This window comes from Algoriphagus yeomjeoni (assembly GCF_049821175.1).
Taxonomy (GTDB): domain Bacteria; phylum Bacteroidota; class Bacteroidia; order Cytophagales; family Cyclobacteriaceae; genus Algoriphagus; species Algoriphagus yeomjeoni_A.
The window spans coordinates 3,625,493-3,641,918 of sequence record NZ_CP187512.1 but is presented as its reverse complement, the minus strand read 5'-3'; the positions used below and the strand labels follow the sequence as shown (position 1 = coordinate 3,641,918).

Annotated in this window: 11 protein-coding genes; 4 read left to right on the top strand and 7 right to left on the bottom strand. The window is 40.1% G+C overall.

The window, feature by feature from the left end; genetic code table 11:
* The first annotated feature begins 1 nt into the window (after position 1).
* A complete protein-coding gene (gene mtgA / locus ACPUEN_RS14615; protein ID WP_425636641.1) occupies positions 2 to 697 on the top strand; it encodes a monofunctional biosynthetic peptidoglycan transglycosylase in 696 nt (231 codons plus the stop codon).
* A 439-nt stretch (positions 698 to 1,136) separates the two neighbouring features.
* On the opposite strand, the gene ACPUEN_RS14610 is transcribed toward mtgA, so the two are convergent.
* Positions 1,137 to 2,864, bottom strand: coding sequence for a chloride channel protein (locus ACPUEN_RS14610; protein WP_245946961.1), 1,728 nt, complete (start codon positions 2,862 to 2,864; stop codon positions 1,137 to 1,139).
* Between the two features lie 120 nt (positions 2,865 to 2,984).
* Positions 2,985 to 3,914, bottom strand: a complete 930-nt coding sequence (locus ACPUEN_RS14605) for a M28 family peptidase (RefSeq protein ID WP_425636640.1) — start codon at positions 3,912 to 3,914, stop codon at positions 2,985 to 2,987.
* A gap of 191 nt (positions 3,915 to 4,105) precedes the next feature.
* On the opposite strand from ACPUEN_RS14605, the gene ACPUEN_RS14600 reads away from it, so the two are divergent.
* A complete protein-coding gene (locus ACPUEN_RS14600) occupies positions 4,106 to 5,092 on the top strand; it encodes an NTPase (protein WP_425636638.1) in 987 nt (328 codons plus the stop codon).
* 201 nt (positions 5,093 to 5,293) lie between these two features.
* Here the strand turns inward: ACPUEN_RS14600 and yjjX are convergent, their stop codons facing one another.
* Complete coding sequence (yjjX, locus tag ACPUEN_RS14595; RefSeq protein ID WP_425636636.1) at positions 5,294 to 5,860, bottom strand: inosine/xanthosine triphosphatase; 567 nt, start codon at positions 5,858 to 5,860, stop codon at positions 5,294 to 5,296.
* Positions 5,861 to 5,885: 25 nt separating this feature from the next.
* A complete protein-coding gene (locus tag ACPUEN_RS14590) occupies positions 5,886 to 6,593 on the bottom strand; it encodes a YebC/PmpR family DNA-binding transcriptional regulator (RefSeq protein WP_425636635.1) in 708 nt (235 codons plus the stop codon).
* Positions 6,594 to 6,738: 145 nt separating this feature from the next.
* Between ACPUEN_RS14590 and ACPUEN_RS14585 the strand changes: the two genes are divergently transcribed.
* A complete protein-coding gene (locus ACPUEN_RS14585) occupies positions 6,739 to 8,070 on the top strand; it encodes an NAD(P)/FAD-dependent oxidoreductase (protein WP_425636634.1) in 1,332 nt (443 codons plus the stop codon).
* Between the two features lie 93 nt (positions 8,071 to 8,163).
* On the top strand, positions 8,164 to 8,601 hold the full coding sequence (locus ACPUEN_RS14580; protein ID WP_425636632.1) for a Spy/CpxP family protein refolding chaperone: 438 nt from the start codon (positions 8,164 to 8,166) through the stop codon (positions 8,599 to 8,601).
* A 74-nt stretch (positions 8,602 to 8,675) separates the two neighbouring features.
* Here ACPUEN_RS14580 and ACPUEN_RS14575 read toward each other — a convergent pair whose 3' ends face one another.
* The 3 genes from ACPUEN_RS14575 to gldE all read right to left on the bottom strand — a co-directional run bounded on the left by ACPUEN_RS14575 (position 8,676) and on the right by gldE (position 16,385).
* Positions 8,676 to 10,151, bottom strand: a complete 1,476-nt coding sequence (locus ACPUEN_RS14575; RefSeq protein ID WP_425636631.1) for a glutamate synthase subunit beta — start codon at positions 10,149 to 10,151, stop codon at positions 8,676 to 8,678.
* Between the two features lies 1 nt (position 10,152).
* Positions 10,153 to 14,643: a glutamate synthase large subunit gene (gene gltB / locus ACPUEN_RS14570; RefSeq protein WP_425636630.1), complete on the bottom strand. Its 4,491-nt coding sequence runs from the start codon at positions 14,641 to 14,643 to the stop codon at positions 10,153 to 10,155.
* A gap of 392 nt (positions 14,644 to 15,035) precedes the next feature.
* Positions 15,036 to 16,385 (bottom strand): gliding motility-associated protein GldE, encoded by a 1,350-nt coding sequence (gene gldE / locus ACPUEN_RS14565; RefSeq protein WP_111609599.1) that lies wholly within the window; start codon positions 16,383 to 16,385, stop codon positions 15,036 to 15,038.
* Positions 16,386 to 16,426 lie beyond the last annotated feature (41 nt).

Sequence of the window (16,426 nt, the reverse complement as noted above, 5' to 3'; positions counted from 1 at the left end):
TATGAAAGTTTTTAAGTGGCTATGGCGATTGATTTGGAAAACTATTATGTGGTTTTTCATTTTATCCGTGGGGTTAACAGTTCTCTACCGTTTCGTTCCTGTACCTATCACGCCATTAATGGTAATAAGACTTTTTGAACAGACATTTGATTCTGATAAAGAGGTTCGACTTCGAAAAGACTGGGTTCCTTTTAGTGAAATATCAAAGAACGCACCCCAAGCTGTGTATGCCTCAGAAGATCAGAAATTCCTTGATCATAATGGATTTGATATTGAAGCGATGGAAAAGGCATGGGAAAACAACAAGAAAGGAAAGCGGGTGAAGGGAGCTAGTACCATTACCCAACAAACAGTTAAAAATGTCTTCCTATGGCAATCGCGCAATTATCTACGAAAAGGGCTGGAAGCATATTTCACGGTGTTAGTGGAGCTGATTTGGCCTAAGGAGCGCATCATGGAGGTTTATCTCAATGTGATAGAAATGGGAGATGGCATTTACGGTATTGAAGCTGCTTCTCAGGAATTTTTCAATAAACCTGCGGCTAAACTCACTCGAAATCAGGCTGCCTTGATAGCTGCTGTACTTCCTAATCCAAGAAGATGGTCACCAGCTAAACCAACCCCGTATATTTATGGGAGGCAAGCCTGGATTCTTCGGCAAATGAATAATCTTCCCCCGATTGGTATGGGAATATAAAGGTTGGATTTGTAGTATTAAAATAGGATTATTTGATGTAAAAATAAGACCGATACCAAATCCCTTTTCTTTTTGGTACTGTTTTTCTCAACTAGTAGGAACAACTTTGATGTACACAAAATTATCTTTTTGATTTGAACGAAAACGGGCGTTTTCAAGGTTCAGTTTTGCATTTCTAGATTGCACATATTCAATCCTTAAATCCTTGTTTTTGAGCTCTATTTGAGGTTTAAAAAAAGCAAGTATTTTTTATCCACATTTTCGATAATTTATCCACACTTATTCACACGACGCCACTAATACCTTGTATAACAGATAATTATACGCCATGTTTTAAAGGTAATTTTGTGGATAAAGAAGGCTAACTTGAAAAAATCATTTAAAACGAAGGTCTAATAAAGTGGATAATTGCCTCCCCCAAATATTATTCTTAATACAGTTAATCCTGCTTTTGTTTGATGAGGCGTTTGCGGTATGCATTGAAAATTCTTGACTTGGAAACAAAGCCCAAATACTTGCCGTCTTCGATTACAGGGAGGTTCCAAGCTCCAGACGATTCAAATTTTTCCATGGCTTTTTGCATATTCTCAGTAGCCAATAGGATTTCAGGAGGACTATGCATGAGCTCTTTTATCATGAGGTTCTCTTGCTTCTCCCGATCAAACATGATATCACGAATATCATCTAAAGTAACTATTCCTCGTAGCGCTTTAAACTCATCTACCACAGGGAATATATTACGCTTCGATATTTTCACCAGGCTTATAAGATCCTTCAATTTTGAATCAGGATGTATTGGCAGTAAATCTCGCTCGATGACATGTGTTATAGTAATGAGTTCTAGAAGCTCCTGATCCTTTGACTCAGGCAGGTACCTTCCTTTTTCCTTCAGTTGTATCATGTAGATGCTGTCTTTCTGATAGGCTGTCTTTGTCACATAAGATATAGCAGAAACGAACATCAATGGGACAAATAACTCATATCCTCCGGTAATTTCAGCTATTAAGAATATGGCTGAAAGAGGTGCATGTTGGGCGCCAGCCATTACTCCACACATAGCCACTAAAGTGAAGTGAGCAAGTGGCAATGGAATTGTAAAATCAAAAAGGTTACTGGAGTAGGCAAAAAGAAAACCTAAAATTCCACCTACATATAATGAAGGCGCAAATATTCCCCCGCTCCCACCAGCTCCAAGGGTAACTGCTGATGCAATTGGCTTCACTAAGATGATGAAGGCTAAGAAAATAATGATGATGTATGGATTTTCAATAATTGAGAAAAACGGACTTCTTTCTAGTAATTGGCTTGAGTTTCCATCAATTAGGGTATTGAGCGTGTCGTACCCTTCTCCATAGATCGGAGGAAGGAAAAAAACCATAATTCCCAATATTGCCCCGCCATACAGTATCCTCAACGCTTGGCTATCCAAACTCTCCATCAAAGATTCTGTTTTTCTTACTGCCTGACTGAAATACAGCGAAACTAAACCGCAGGAAATTCCCAATAGCAAATAGTAAGGCATGTGGGAAGCTTGAAAGTTTTCCGTCAATTTGAAATTAAAGACGGAGTCTTTACCAATCAGAACCATGGAAGTTAAAGAACCTGTAACAGATGCAATCAACAGGGGAATAAAACTAGCGGTGCTGATTTCCATCAATATAACTTCAATAACGAAAATCACTCCTCCAATCGGAGCCCCGAATATGGAAGATATTGCAGCAGCTGCACCACAGCCTATCAATAGTGTCCTCTTTTTTGCATTCAGGTGTACAAGCGACCCTACATTGGATCCGATTGCCGAACCTGTAACTAACATAGGAGCTTCAAGACCGACAGATCCACCAAACCCAACAGTTATCGCTGAAGTAACTACACGGCTGTAGGTTTTTACCCGTGCGATAATGCTCTGTTTTTTGGATATGTTGAAAAGAATATCCGGGATTCCATGTCCACCCCAATCTCTGAAAAGATACTTACCTAATATAAATGCTGCCGAAATACCTATAAGCGGATAAATGATATAAAGGAAATTAGCATATTCCTTATAAAATCCCTCTGTAAGAAAATGCTGAATGGCATGTACACCTTGCTTTAGAATCACCGCGGCAAGACCTGATAGTATGCCTATAATCCCGCTGAGAATTAGGATAAAGGTTTGGTTGCTCATATGTCTGAGCCTCCATATCAAAAGCCTGGTGATAAAGTCCGTTTTAGCCAAAATATCGCGTTAGTTGCGTGCTTAAAAGTCTAAGGTAAGTAAGAAGTAAACCAATGAAAAGGAGCGGCCTTACTCTTTGGGCAATTCCGCATCCAATGCTATTGTACACTTCAAGATAAGGTTGACAGCATTGATATAAAACTGTTCGTCTATATTTTCAAAAGAATCACTTGGCTTATGGTAGTCAGGGTGATCTTCCACACCGAAATAAATATGCGGAACATTTGCACTGAAAAACGGTCCCTGATCTGAAGATTGGGTCCAGTTATCTCTTCCAGTGTTAGGTTCATCGTGGCCAAACATCAATTTTGGGACGCTACCAGTGGATGCTCTTTCCAAGATGGTTTTGAAGGTGGGATAATAATATGTTCCAGAAGCATAGAGTTCTCCTTTCTCATTTCTGGAAATCATATCCATATTGATGTTGAGAAGTATTTGATCTAATTCAAAGGGGAAGTCCTTAAGCAATGCCTTTGCACCCTGTAAACCCATCTCTTCGCCATCCAATGCTGCGAAAATCATGGAGTGCTCTGGTCTATGTTTTTTAAAATACCTGGCTAATTCTATCAATGCGGCAGTACCTGAAGCATTGTCGTCAGCTCCATTATAAATGGAGTCTCCTGCTGCATCGGGTCTGCCTATCCCCACGTGATCATAATGCGCAGTGATTACAATCAATTTTTTGGATTCGCTTCCAGCTATAAACCCCACAATATTTATGGCGTCTTCGATAGTTTTGTTTTCCCTCCTATTTTCAAAAGAGAATTTTTGCTGATAATCTGCGTATTGTGTCTTAAGTCCTATGCTTTTAAATTGATCAAGAATAAAAGAACGAGCTTCAGCATTACCTTCGCTGCCAGTTTTTCGTCCTTTTAGCTCATCAGATGATAAATACTTGATGTTTTCAATGAGGCTTTTTGAAGAAATGCTTTGCCCATGTGTTTGAAAAATTACTAGAAATACGAAACAACTTATTAAATTTTTGATTGTGAGTTGCATCAAGGAAAGTATTTTGCGTTATGTATATTGGTAAAATTAATAAGCTTAGTAGATCACACCTCTGAATTTATGAAATCGACCTTGCCTGTTGTGGATAGGCAGGCTGCAGGAAAAACACACTGGGTAGTCCCGAGATTCTCAGTACCTCTCTGCAAAATTCCATATGACCTCTGAATAGCAATTATAAACATATGAAATATAATATCTCACTTATTTTTATTCTTTTAGTAAGTCTCCAACTAGTTTCGGCTCAAGGTAGCTTACCGCAATCATTTTTTGATGGTAAATCAATAGTTTTTATCTCTACAGACCCGGCAGCAAGGCCAGTAATGACTTGGCAGGAAGTGGCTGATAGTGTGCATAATTCTTTAGTAAGTGCAGGAGGCGATCCTATTGCATATTTCGAGTTGGAAAAAGTGGCACTTTCTGAGGCTGTTCAGGCAGATTATGCGATGAGTTTTCAGCAGCGATTGGTCAAAAATATTATTCTCGTTACCAGGCAGAAAAATCAAATGAGTATTCATGTTGGACCTTTTTCTGGTGACAGAAATATAATTCCAACTAAATCGCTTTATGGCATAACAGCCGCTGATATAGGAGCTGCCACAAGCCAGTTCGCTTTGATAGGTGAAAATCAGCCGACACAAAATATACTTGTCTTGGAAGTACCTGAGTTTCTAAATATCAATAATACAGAAACGACGTCGAACCTTAAATTTATTCCCCAAAACCCGCTCAACCTGGATGTGTTTAAGTTAGGTATTACGATTGAAGGCTCATCGGCAGAAACAGGTATACTTAGCTACTTTAGATACGATATGTATGGTAAGTCACCCGAAGTTATCATGGCTGAGCAGGCGGCCCAAAAAGCCGGAATTGAGCAAGTTCTCAAGCAGGAATATCCATATGAAATTGAATGGCTCACCGAAGCAAAATCTGAAGCAGAATTGATTCAAGATAAAGTCCAGTTTCTTTTGGTAAAAGTGGAGGGCAGAGAAGCTGATTTGATGAAAAGTATGGGGCTAGAACCAAAAGCAGATGAATCTTCTTCCAGGATAGTTGTAAAATATTACATCAAGCTTCTGGTTCGTGAAGAGCTCTATATTGGCCCTGTTTGGGACGCTGATCCAGATTGGAGAGTAGCCTTGAATAACTTTCTCAAGAATTTAAAAAAATAGACCTCTCTTTTGAGAGGCCTATAGCTACTTAATTTTAGGGGTGATTTAAGCAACTTCTACTAGTATTGATTTATTAGAAGTATTTGGAATATTCCGCTTCTATTGGATAAATCAAAGTTTTAAATTTCAATTATTCAATAATAGTCAAAATTTTTTCGATTAAAAGGCCCTTAGGTAAAAAATTTACAGAAATCATTTATCCTAATACAATTCCTTGTTCATAAAAGGAATCAAAGCGAGTATAATCGCTTGATTATAATAGGTTTGTCTAGTAATAGTGCCATGAGTAAGGATCCCGACAGAACCTCCATTTTGTTTTGAATTTTCTTGAGAAAAAACATGGTCATCAGCTTCACCCAATTCCATTCCTGAGTGAATGAGTTTGGCAATAACTTCAGGGAGATAAAATATTCCAGTTTTTGCCTTGCCATTTAACCCAGCCTTATCTTCTATGTATATCCAAGCGAAGGCATACATTCCTCCTTCATCCTCAGCTATTCCTCCTTCTATCCCCACCCAATAATCAGCTTCAGGGAAAGTTTTTTTGGCGTTTACTACTCGATTTCTAGCGCCTAAATAGGTTTCTTCATCACCCCTGGGCTGATCTGATACTTGTGAAGAAGCATTGATTCCATTCACAACAAAACCTCTGTTGAATGCTTCGGTAAAAGCAGAATCTGTACAAGCGACTTTGACTGGGTTTTTACTTCCAACAATTACTAAAAGCTTTTCGGAAATCTTAAAATTTTCTCTTTTAGGGAAATTCATATTATAAAAAAACCTAGGCGGATGCCTAGGCCATGTTTGTGAAAATTTGGTTTACATCATCATCATCTTCCATTTTTTCGATCATCTTATTGATAACCTCTTCCTGCTCTTCATCAAGTTCAGTCATTGTGGAAGGAAAACGCTGAAAGTCCGCGCTGATAACTTCTATATTTCTTTCTTCTAGTGCTTTTTGCATGGTGCCAAAATCTTCAAATTCAGTGTAAACGAAGATTTCCCCTTCGTTTTCATCAATATCCACCAAGCCAAAATCAATCAATTCAAACTCCAATTCTTCTAGGTCAAACTCCCCTTTTTCAAATCGGAAAACTGCCTTTCTGTCAAACATAAAAACTACCGATCCGGAAGTTCCCAATGAACCTCCAGCTTTGGAGAAGTAACTTCTAACGTTCGCAACAGTTCTGTTGATGTTATCTGTGGAGGTTTCTACCACTACAGCAATTCCAAAAGGACCGTAGCCTTCGTATACTACTTCCTCGTAATCTTTCTCATCCTTGTTAGAAGCACGCTTGATAGCAGCTTCTATTCTGTCCTTGGGCATTTGAGCTCCCTTGGCATTTTGGATTATGGTACGAAGTCTGGGATTTGATGCGGGGTCAGGGCCTCCTGATTTCACCGCCATTACGATTTCTTTTCCTAGACGCGTAAAAACTTTGGACATTTTGTCCCAACGCTTGAATTTTCTCTCTTTTCTGAATTCAAATGCTCTTCCCATGGTTATAAATATTAGGGTGGTAAAATTAGCAATTCTTTTCGTTTAGGCTGAAAAATGAATAGTTCTAGGCAAAAAATTGATAATTTCCACTTAGAAATCTGCCCAAAATAGCTTCTAAATCGTAAGCAATTAAAACACTTTTACAATGCCGGATTTTCTTTCTCAACCCCTCCCAAATATTCCAAAGTCAGAATTACCAAAAGTAGTAATTGTAGGTGCTGGCTTTGGAGGGCTTAAACTTGCCATGAAATTAAAGAACAAGCAGTTTCAGGTGATTTTATTGGATAAACATAATTATCACCAGTTTCAGCCACTATTTTATCAAGTTGCTACGGCTGGATTGGAGCCTAGTGCTATTTCCTTCCCACTTCGCAAGATTTTCCATGGATCAAAGAATGTCATTTTTCGAATGGCGCAAGTGGATCATTTTGACTCGAAGATCAATCGAATCTATACAGATGCTGGCTATATAGATTACACTTATCTGGTACTGGCTATGGGTGCTGATACCAATTATTTTGGCTCAAAATCCATTGAAGAATCGGCATCGCCGATGAAGACTGTTTCTGAGGCACTTTACATTCGGAATAAGATAATTTCAAATTACGAACGGGCCATTAATATTGAAAAGTCTGAGGACAGGAAATCTCTTATGAATGTAGTGATCGTAGGCGGTGGTCCAACAGGTGTAGAGCTAGCAGGCGCCATGGCGGACTTGAGAAATACTGTTTTACCTAAGGATTATCCAGAGCTCAATTTTCACAACATGAAGATTGTACTCATAGAAGCTGGGCCTGCACTTCTTGGCTCCATGTCTAAGGAGTCTAAAGAAAGTGCTTTGAAATACCTGCAAAATTTAGGTGTGGAACTGATGCTGAATACGTTGGTAAAAAACTACGACGGCAACGAGGTAGAGCTTGCCGACAAAGAAGTAATTCAAACACAGACTTTACTTTGGGCGGCTGGTATTAAGCCAAATAGTATAGGAGGATTAGAAGCTGACAATTATGCTCCTAATGGAAGAATTTTTGTTGATGACTTTTCTGAGGTAATAGGTTGTCCAAATGTTTATGCACTCGGCGATATAAGTTTTATGACTCAAGAGGGTTATCCAAAAGGACATCCGCAAGTGGCACAAGTAGCTATTCAACAGGCAGTTTGCCTAGCTCATAATCTCCATAAAATAGAAGAAGGTAAAGAGAAGAAAGTTTTTAAATACAAAGACTTAGGATCAATGGCCACCGTCGGGCGAAAGCTAGCAGTCGTTGATTTACCATTTATTAAGTTTCAGGGAATACTAGCTTGGTTTACATGGCTTTTTGTGCATTTGATGGCCATTCTGGGAGTGAAAAATAAAGTATTCATTTTCCTCGATTGGTCATGGAATTACTTAAGCTTTGATCCGAGTCTCAGATTATTGATTAAGCCAAAGGCAGTAAGACCAAGCGAGCAGAAGGCCTTAACAGAAGAGCGATAGGCGTTTTAGATTTGTTAACAAAAACTCTTTCAGGCCAGATTAAACGCATTCACCTAACCTAGGTCTAATTCATGTAACTAAACAACAGCAAACATGAACAAATGGATTTTGGCTACTGGCATGATGGTAATGATCAGCCTAAGCACAATGGCACAAAAAAGAGGTGGAGAAAGACCAAGCCCAGAAGATAGAGCTAAGCGAACTACAGAACGGATGGCTGAAACCCTTTCATTGACAGAGGAGCAGAAAAAGCAGGTTTTGGATATCAATCTGGAATATGCCAAAAAAAATGAAGCTGAGATGGCAGAGAGGAAAGCTGAAATGGAAGCACGTAGGGCAGAAATGGAAGCTAAAAGAGCTGAATTGAAAGAGCAGGATGCTAAAATCCAGGCAGTATTGACAGAAGAGCAAAGAGCAAAATGGACGGAAATCAAGGCGGAAAGAATGGAAGATCGCCGTAGAGGCCGGCCAAATGCCCAAATCGAAGGAGACCCTCGAAAAGGTAGAACAGGAGGAAGGGGCGGGAATTAATTTTCTAAGCACCTAAAAGCAAAAAAGCCATCCCGAATTCTCGGGATGGCTTTCTGTTTATTAGTAAAAGGTGTTTATTCCTCTATTATTTCCTCTTCTACTTGAAAGAAAGACTCATCTTTTTGCGGTAGTGCAGATTCACCCATAAGGTATTCATCCACTTTTACTGCAGCTTCTCTACCTTCAGATATTGCCCAAACAACCAAGGATTGGCCTCTTCGCATATCTCCAGCTAAGAATACTTTGGAATTAGTGCTTTGATAGTTTTTCGATTTTGGTAGTGTATTCTCCATTGTATCCGCACCGAAAGCTTCAAGCAAACCATTCTGGGCAGGACCTGTATAGCCGATAGCTAGAAATGCCAAATCACAAGGAACAGTACGTTCTGTGCCAGCGATTTCTTCAAAGACCATACGTCCATCCTTGTGAACCCATTCAAGATCGACTAGACTTAGTCCTGTCACCTGACCTTCGTCATTCACAATAAACTCTTTCGTAAGAATAGAGAAAACTCGCTCAGCTCCTTCTTCATGAGAACTAGAAGTACGCAATGTCATTGGCCATTCTGGCCACGGGTTAAGTGTATTTCTTTGCTGTGGAGGTTTTGGCAAAAGCTCAAGTTGAGTAATTGAAGCAGCGCCATGTCTATTTGAAGTGCCAATGCAATCACTTCCTGTATCTCCACCTCCTATTACAATGACATGTTTTCCTTTGGCAGAAATTGGATTTTCTTTGATTTCACCTGAAACTACCTTGTTTTGCTGACCTAAGAATTCCATTGCAAAATGAACTCCTTTAGCATCGGAACCTTTAATATTCAGACCTCTCGGTTGGCCGGCTCCGGTAGAAAGCACAACTGCATCAAAGTTTTTGAGAATATTTTCTGCTTTGATATTGAAACCTATTTCAGTATCACAAGAAAAAATTACTCCTTCTTGCTTCATGAATTCGATACGGCGATCGATCACCCATTTTTCAAGTTTGAAATCTGGGATACCAAATCGAAGTAATCCTCCTGGTTTGGAATCTTTTTCGAAAAGCGTCACCTCATGACCTGCTTGATTCAGCTGATCGGCTGCGGCAAGACCTGCTGGTCCGGAGCCAACTACAGCTACAGATTTCCCAGTTCTTGTTTTAGGAGGATTTGCTTTGATCAAGCCCAGTTCATAGGCTTTCTCAGCGATGTTTTTCTCAATCAATTCGATCGCAACCGGATCTTTATTGATACCTAGTACACAGCTTGCTTCGCATGGTGCTGGACAAATTCTCCCAGTGAATTCAGGGAAATTGTTTGTACTACGTAGTATTTTAATCGCCTGCTCCCATTCGTTTTTGTAAACCGCATCGTTGAAATCCGGAATCACATTACCAAGTGGACAGCCACTGTGGCAAAACGGTACACCGCAATCCATGCATCTAGCCGCCTGATTATTTAATTTCTCGCCACCAAATGGCTCATATATTTCCTTATAGTCACCTATTCTAGCTTTCGCGTCACGGGTAACCGGAGTTTCTCTTTTGAATTGTATAAATCCTTCTTTCGCTCCCATTTTACGCCAATGATTTTGATTGTTCTAATGCTCTTTTCTCTAAAACTGCTTTGTAATCTCTAGGAATAACCTTGATGAATTTCTCCTTAGCATTATCCCAATCTTCCATAAATTTAGTTCCTAGACCTGATTTAGTCAGTTTCACGTGTCTTTTTAGGAATGTCTTGATTGTGCTGAAATCCTCATCTTCCAGAATATCAATATCCACTAATTCCGGATTGATTTCCGTGATATATTCTTTCAGAATGTAGGCGATACCACCACTCATTCCTGCAGCAAAGTTTCTTCCGATTTCACCCAGATTTACTACTAAGCCTCCGGTCATATATTCACAACCGTGATCACCTATTCCTTCTACAACAGTTTGTACGCCGGAGTTCCTCACACAGAATCTTTCTCCACCTTTTCCATTGATATAAGCCTCGCCAGAAGTAGCGCCATAGAATGCTACGTTACCGATGATGATATTTTCTTCCGGAACGAACTTAGCGTTTCTGCTAGGGTAGATTATCAGTTTTCCTCCTGATAGACCTTTTCCAAAGTAATCATTTGCTTCCCCCTCTAGTTCAAAGTTGACTCCTTTGGTAAGGAATCCACCGAAGGTTTGACCTGCTGAACCAGTGAATTTGAAGTTAATAGTGTCTTCAGGTAGTCCTGGACTGCCGTATATTTTAGAGATCTCATTGGAAAGCATTGCTCCCACAGATCTGTCTATATTTTTTATCTGGAAGTTTCCTGAAGATTGCATTGCCTGCTCTAGAGATGGGAGAGCAGCTTTGATCAGCTGACGATCCAACACTCTCTTAAGCTCGAAATCCTGGTCAATTTGCTTGTGAATTCCGACGTGATCTGGAACTTCCACTTTGTGGAAAATAGGACTTAAGTCAACCTTATCCCACTTCCAGTGATTCAAGTGACCAGTTGATTGAAGGACGTTACTTTGACCTACCATCTCATCAATCGTACGGAATCCAAGTGAAGCCATGATCTCTCTGAGATCTTGCACTAGGAACTGGAAGTAATTTACGACGTGATCAGGATCACCGGTAAATAGTTTTCTCAATTCAGGGTTTTGAGTTGCAATACCAACTGGACAAGTATTCAGGTGGCATTTTCTCATCATAATACATCCTTCAACTACCAATGCTGCAGTGGAAATTCCCCACTCTTCTGCGCCTAATAGCGTCGCAATTGCAAGATCACGGCCAGTTCTAAGCTGTCCATCGGTTTGAAGGGTTACTCGACTACGAAGATTATTTTTTACTAAAGTCTGGTGAGCTTCAGAAAGCCCAAGTTCCCATGGCAATCCTGCATGGCGAATTGAACTTAATGGTGATGCTCCTGTACCTCCATCAGCACCTGAAATAAGGATCACATCTGACATTGCTTTTGCCACACCAGCTGCTACTGTTCCCACTCCAGCTTGAGATACAAGCTTGGTGTTGATTCTTGCTTTTCTATTTGCATTTTTCAAGTCGAAAATCAGTTGTGCTAGATCTTCGATAGAGTAAATATCGTGGTGAGGTGGAGGAGAGATCAATCCTACTCCAGGAGTAGAATGCCTAACTCTTCCTATCCAATCATCAACTTTATGACCAGGAAGCTGTCCACCTTCACCAGGCTTGGCTCCTTGTGCCATTTTGATTTGAAGTTCCGCCGCGTTTGTTAGGTAGTTACTTGTTACACCGAATCTACCAGAAGCTACCTGCTTGATCGCAGATCGCTCCCAATCTCCATTTTCCTTTTTCTCAAAACGGATCTCATCTTCGCCTCCTTCTCCGGAGTTGCTTTTCGCGCCCATTCTATTCATGGCTATCGCCAAAGTAGAGTGTGCCTCGTGAGAGATCGATCCAAATGACATCGCACCTGTCGCAAATCTTCGCATGATGGAAGATGCAGGCTCTACTTCGTCAATAGGAACAGTGATTCGCTTTTTGAATTCAAATAAGCCTCTCAAAGTCAAAGCATCCTTGCTCTGTTCGTTGATTTTAGAAGCAAATTTCTTGTAAAGGCTATAATCGTTTAAGCGGGTAGATTTCTGAAGCAAATGGATAGTTTCAGGGTTGAATAAGTGTTTTTCACCTCTTCTCTTCCATTGATATACGCCTCCTTGCTCTAGGATCGGAGTGTCTGTCTCGTATGCAGCTCTATGGCGAATCAATACTTCCTCAGCTAATTCGTCGAAGGAAATACCAGAGATTCTGGAAATTGTGCCTTTGAAGCATCTGTCGATTACTTCTGGGCCTAAGCCAATTGCTTCGAAAATCTGTGCACTTTGGTATGACTGAAGTGTGCTTATACCCATTTTGGAAAGAACTTTCAAAAGCCCTTTACCTATTGCATCTTGGTAATTTGAGAATAGTTTCTTCTGGTTTTTTGGGTTTTGCAATTCTCCCTTATCGTACATGTCTTTTAGAGACTCTAATGCCATGTACGGATTGATCGCAGAGGCACCATATCCAATTGCTGTTGCAAAATGGTGTGTCTCCCGGATATCTCCTGATTCTAACACCAAGCCTGCGCTAGTTCTGATTTTCTTTTTCACCAAATGGTGGTGAACTGCTCCTATTGCCAATAAAGACGGGATTGGTGCATATTCTTCAGTACTATTTCGATCAGAAATAATAATGACGTTTTTTCCTTCGCTAATCGCTTTTTCAGCATCGTCGCAAATTTTGTTCAATGCTTCCAGTAGCCTCCCAGGCTTATGGTCTGCCAAAAAGAGACTGGTAAGTGTAGTGCATCTATAGCCCTGACCTTCCATATTTTTCACTTTCTCCAAGTCTTCGTTAAGAAGAACAGGTTGTGAAATATGGATCTGGCGGGTATGTTTTGGACTTTCTTCCAAAATATTTTGTCCCACACCCAGACGGGTGAAAAGGGACATTACCAATCGTTCCCGAATAGGATCTATCGGTGGATTACTTACCTGGGCAAAAAGCTGCTTGAAGTAATTGGAAATATGCTGACTCTCTTTGGACAAAACAGCAAGCGGGGTATCTGCTCCCATAGAGCCAATGGCCTCATAGGCAGTATCTCCCATAGGGCTTAGTACCACCTTGAGTTCTTCTGAGGTATAGCCAAATATGGTTTGTTGTTTCTTAATATTCTCCGTAGAGTAAGGATGCTCCAGTTTTTTTGGATCATCTTCCAAGCGAAGTTTGATTCGCTGATCGGCTACCCACTGCTCGTAAGGCTGCTTTTTACAGATTTCTCCTTTAACTTCCTCATCAAATACTACTCGTCCTTTTTCCAAATCAGCCCAAATCATTCTACCTGGACTGATTCTGCCTTTTTCTAATATCGTAGCCTCCCGAATAGGTAATGCGCCTGCTTCAGACGATAGGATAAGCCGCTGATCTTTTGTAATAAAATACCTAAGTGGACGCAGACCATTTCTATCCAGTGTAGCCCCAACAGATTTACCATCTGTGAATAGCAAAGCTGCCGGTCCATCCCATGGCTCTACTAGTGATGCATGGAATTTATAGAAGGATTTTCTGTCACGATCCATGACTTCATTGTCCTGCCAAGCTTCTGGCACGAGCATCATCATAGCATGTGGAAGTGATCTCCCGCTTAGCGTCAGTAGTTCTACCATCGCATCAAGATTCGCTGAATCAGATTTCTGCTTATCCGTGATTGGCATCAATCGGGAAAGTTCCTCATCTGTGAAATACTTCGATTTCATGAGGTTTTCCTTTGACTTCATCTTGTTCAGGTTTCCTTTAATCGTATTGATCTCTCCATTGTGAGAAAGGAATCGGAATGGCTGGGCTAGTCTCCAGTTTGGAAAAGTATTGGTAGAGAATCGCGAGTGAACTATTGCAAACGCGGATCCTATTCTTGGATTCTGTAAGTCCTTATAGAAAGCCAAAACTTGGTCAGTTCGAAGCTGGCCTTTATATATAAGAGTTTGGCTACTTAAGCTGGCAAAATAGAATGACTGGTTCACGCCTGGAATCTTGGTGTTGATTTCAGAAGTGGAATAGTTTCTAAGCACATAAAGCTTACGCTCCAATTCAATACCGGTAAGCCCTTTTTTATGCTTGACAAAGAGCTGCTCTATATTAGGCATCACTTCAAGTGCTCCGGATCCCGGAACAGTTTCATCCACTGGAACAGACCGATAGCCGATCAATTCAAAATCAAGCTCTTCAAGAAGCTGATTGAGAAGCTCTTTCGACTTATGAAATAGCTGCTTGTTTTTTGGGAAAAAGGTCATACCCACGCCATATGATCCAGCTTCTGGAAGCTCAATCTCTGTACGCGCAGTGATATCCTTTAGGAACTGGTGTGGTACCTGAATTAATATGCCAGCACCATCGCCGGATTTGGGATCAGCTCCACGGCCACCACGGTGCTCCATGTTGCTCAGCATATATAAGGCATCGCTAATCGTCTCATGAGATGGAACTGCACTCAGATCGACAACCGCACCTATACCGCAGGAGTCATGCTCAAACTCCGATCGATACAAACCTTCTTGCATTTTTATAGAATTTATTAGGTTCAAAATTTCCAAAAATTACAAAAAAAAAATGTCCTATTAAAATTACGGCAATAAAACGGGCGCTTTAGTGCCTTATTACTTATGGATTTTAACTTTATTATAATTTTGGTAATTTCCTTTTTGGTGTGAAAAAGCGAACCGACCATTAAAATTTATAGCAGTATTTGAATAGATAGGGTCTTTTATTCACTTTTTCGTAAAAAATTGTGTCAAGCTTAGGATTTTTGGGTACCGAAAAATAATTTCAAAAAAAATAAAATTATTTTTCGTGAATTTTGAAACGAAATCTTTGAATCTCTGGCCTTCTGATAGCCAGAAGAATATTATGCTGCAAAACCAATGAAACTAAAAATATTATACACTTATGTCTTTTAATCAGTATAAGGGCCTAGTGTATCCTTGTCTAAAGAATTGATGTGAACCTTGACTTTTTTGATTTTCCGAGAGTCCACTGCAAGGATTGTAAACTCAAAATCTTCAAACTTGATCTTGGTACCATTCTTCGGCAGCTTGGAATTCAATTCTAAAAGTAGGCCACCAAGTGATTCACTTTCACCTTTCACCTCTTCGAAAATCTGCCCGTCTAATTCCAGTTTTTTACAAAAATCGTTAAGAGAGACTTTACCTTCAAAGATGAATGTAGCTGGATCAATTTCTTGGAAGAAAATATCATCATGGTCATCAAACTCATCGTTGATTTCCCCGATAATTTCTTCTATCAAATCTTCTAAAGTGACCAAACCAGAAGTTCCTCCATACTCATCCACCACAATTGCCATGTGGACACGCTTTAGCTGAAAATCCTTTAATAGTGTATCTACTTTCTTGTTCTCCGGCACAAAAAAGCTCTTTCGGATCAATTCATTCCACGCAAAATCTTCGTCTCTTTCAATAAATGGAAGTAGGTCTTTTATATAGAGTATGCCTTGAATATTGTCAATAGTCTCCTCATAAACCGGGATTCTAGAATAACCACTTTTATTGATTTTGTCCATCAACTCATGGAAATCAATTTCCATATCGACAGCTGTGATATCCATGCGACTTTGCATTACCTGCTTCACGGTCAGTGTACCAAAGTTTACTATTCCCCGCAGGATCTCACGTTCTTCATTCGGAGCATCCTCTGTGGTCAATTCTAAGGCTTGGTTCAGCTCATTTACGGAAAGTGAATAGCCTTTCTTCTCAATTCTCTTTTCAAGTAGATTACTAAATGCCATCAGGAACTTAGAAAACGGTTTAAGGATCGTGGAGAAAAAGCTAATACTCGGAGCCATGATCAGGCTAAACTCGACCTTGGCTTTATTGGCATAAACCTTAGGTACAATCTCACCGAAAAAAACTATCGCGAAAGTGACACCAATAGTCTGTACCAGAATTATGATTATTCCGGTTGCATTTTGCCCGAAAATCGACCATGCCACAAATGTCGTAAGCGTCACTATCCCGATGTTAATCAGGTTGTTGAGAATTAAAATGGTGCTGAGCAAGTTTTTTGGAGATTCTACTAGCCCGAGCACTTTTTTTCCACGGGGCGTATTCTCTTCTTCGATGTTACCTAAATCCTCACTAGATAGGGAAAAAAAAGCAACCTCTGAACCAGAAACTAGGGCAGAGCCTATTAGTAATAGTATAAAAAGCAACCCATTTAGAATCAGGTAACTTACCGAGGGTAAGCTAATCTGAGCGAGTAAATGGTAACTCGGGTAGGGATCGTCCATGTATTAAACCGCAAAGGTTAATGCAAAATTAAAAAATTCCC

Coding starts and splice junctions, on each gene's coding strand:
- ACPUEN_RS14605 (WP_425636640.1), bottom strand. CDS start 3,914: ATGCAACTCACAATCAAAAATTTAATAAGTTGTTTCGTATTTCTAGTA.
- gltB (WP_425636630.1), bottom strand. CDS start 14,643: ATGCAAGAAGGTTTGTATCGATCGGAGTTTGAGCATGACTCCTGCGGT.
- ACPUEN_RS14590 (WP_425636635.1), bottom strand. CDS start 6,593: ATGGGAAGAGCATTTGAATTCAGAAAAGAGAGAAAATTCAAGCGTTGG.
- mtgA (WP_425636641.1), top strand. CDS start 2: ATGAAAGTTTTTAAGTGGCTATGGCGATTGATTTGGAAAACTATTATG.
- ACPUEN_RS14575 (WP_425636631.1), bottom strand. CDS start 10,151: ATGGGAGCGAAAGAAGGATTTATACAATTCAAAAGAGAAACTCCGGTT.
- gldE (WP_111609599.1), bottom strand. CDS start 16,385: ATGGACGATCCCTACCCGAGTTACCATTTACTCGCTCAGATTAGCTTA.
- ACPUEN_RS14585 (WP_425636634.1), top strand. CDS start 6,739: ATGCCGGATTTTCTTTCTCAACCCCTCCCAAATATTCCAAAGTCAGAA.
- ACPUEN_RS14610 (WP_245946961.1), bottom strand. CDS start 2,864: ATGAGCAACCAAACCTTTATCCTAATTCTCAGCGGGATTATAGGCATA.
- ACPUEN_RS14600 (WP_425636638.1), top strand. CDS start 4,106: ATGAAATATAATATCTCACTTATTTTTATTCTTTTAGTAAGTCTCCAA.
- yjjX (WP_425636636.1), bottom strand. CDS start 5,860: ATGAATTTCCCTAAAAGAGAAAATTTTAAGATTTCCGAAAAGCTTTTA.
- ACPUEN_RS14580 (WP_425636632.1), top strand. CDS start 8,164: ATGAACAAATGGATTTTGGCTACTGGCATGATGGTAATGATCAGCCTA.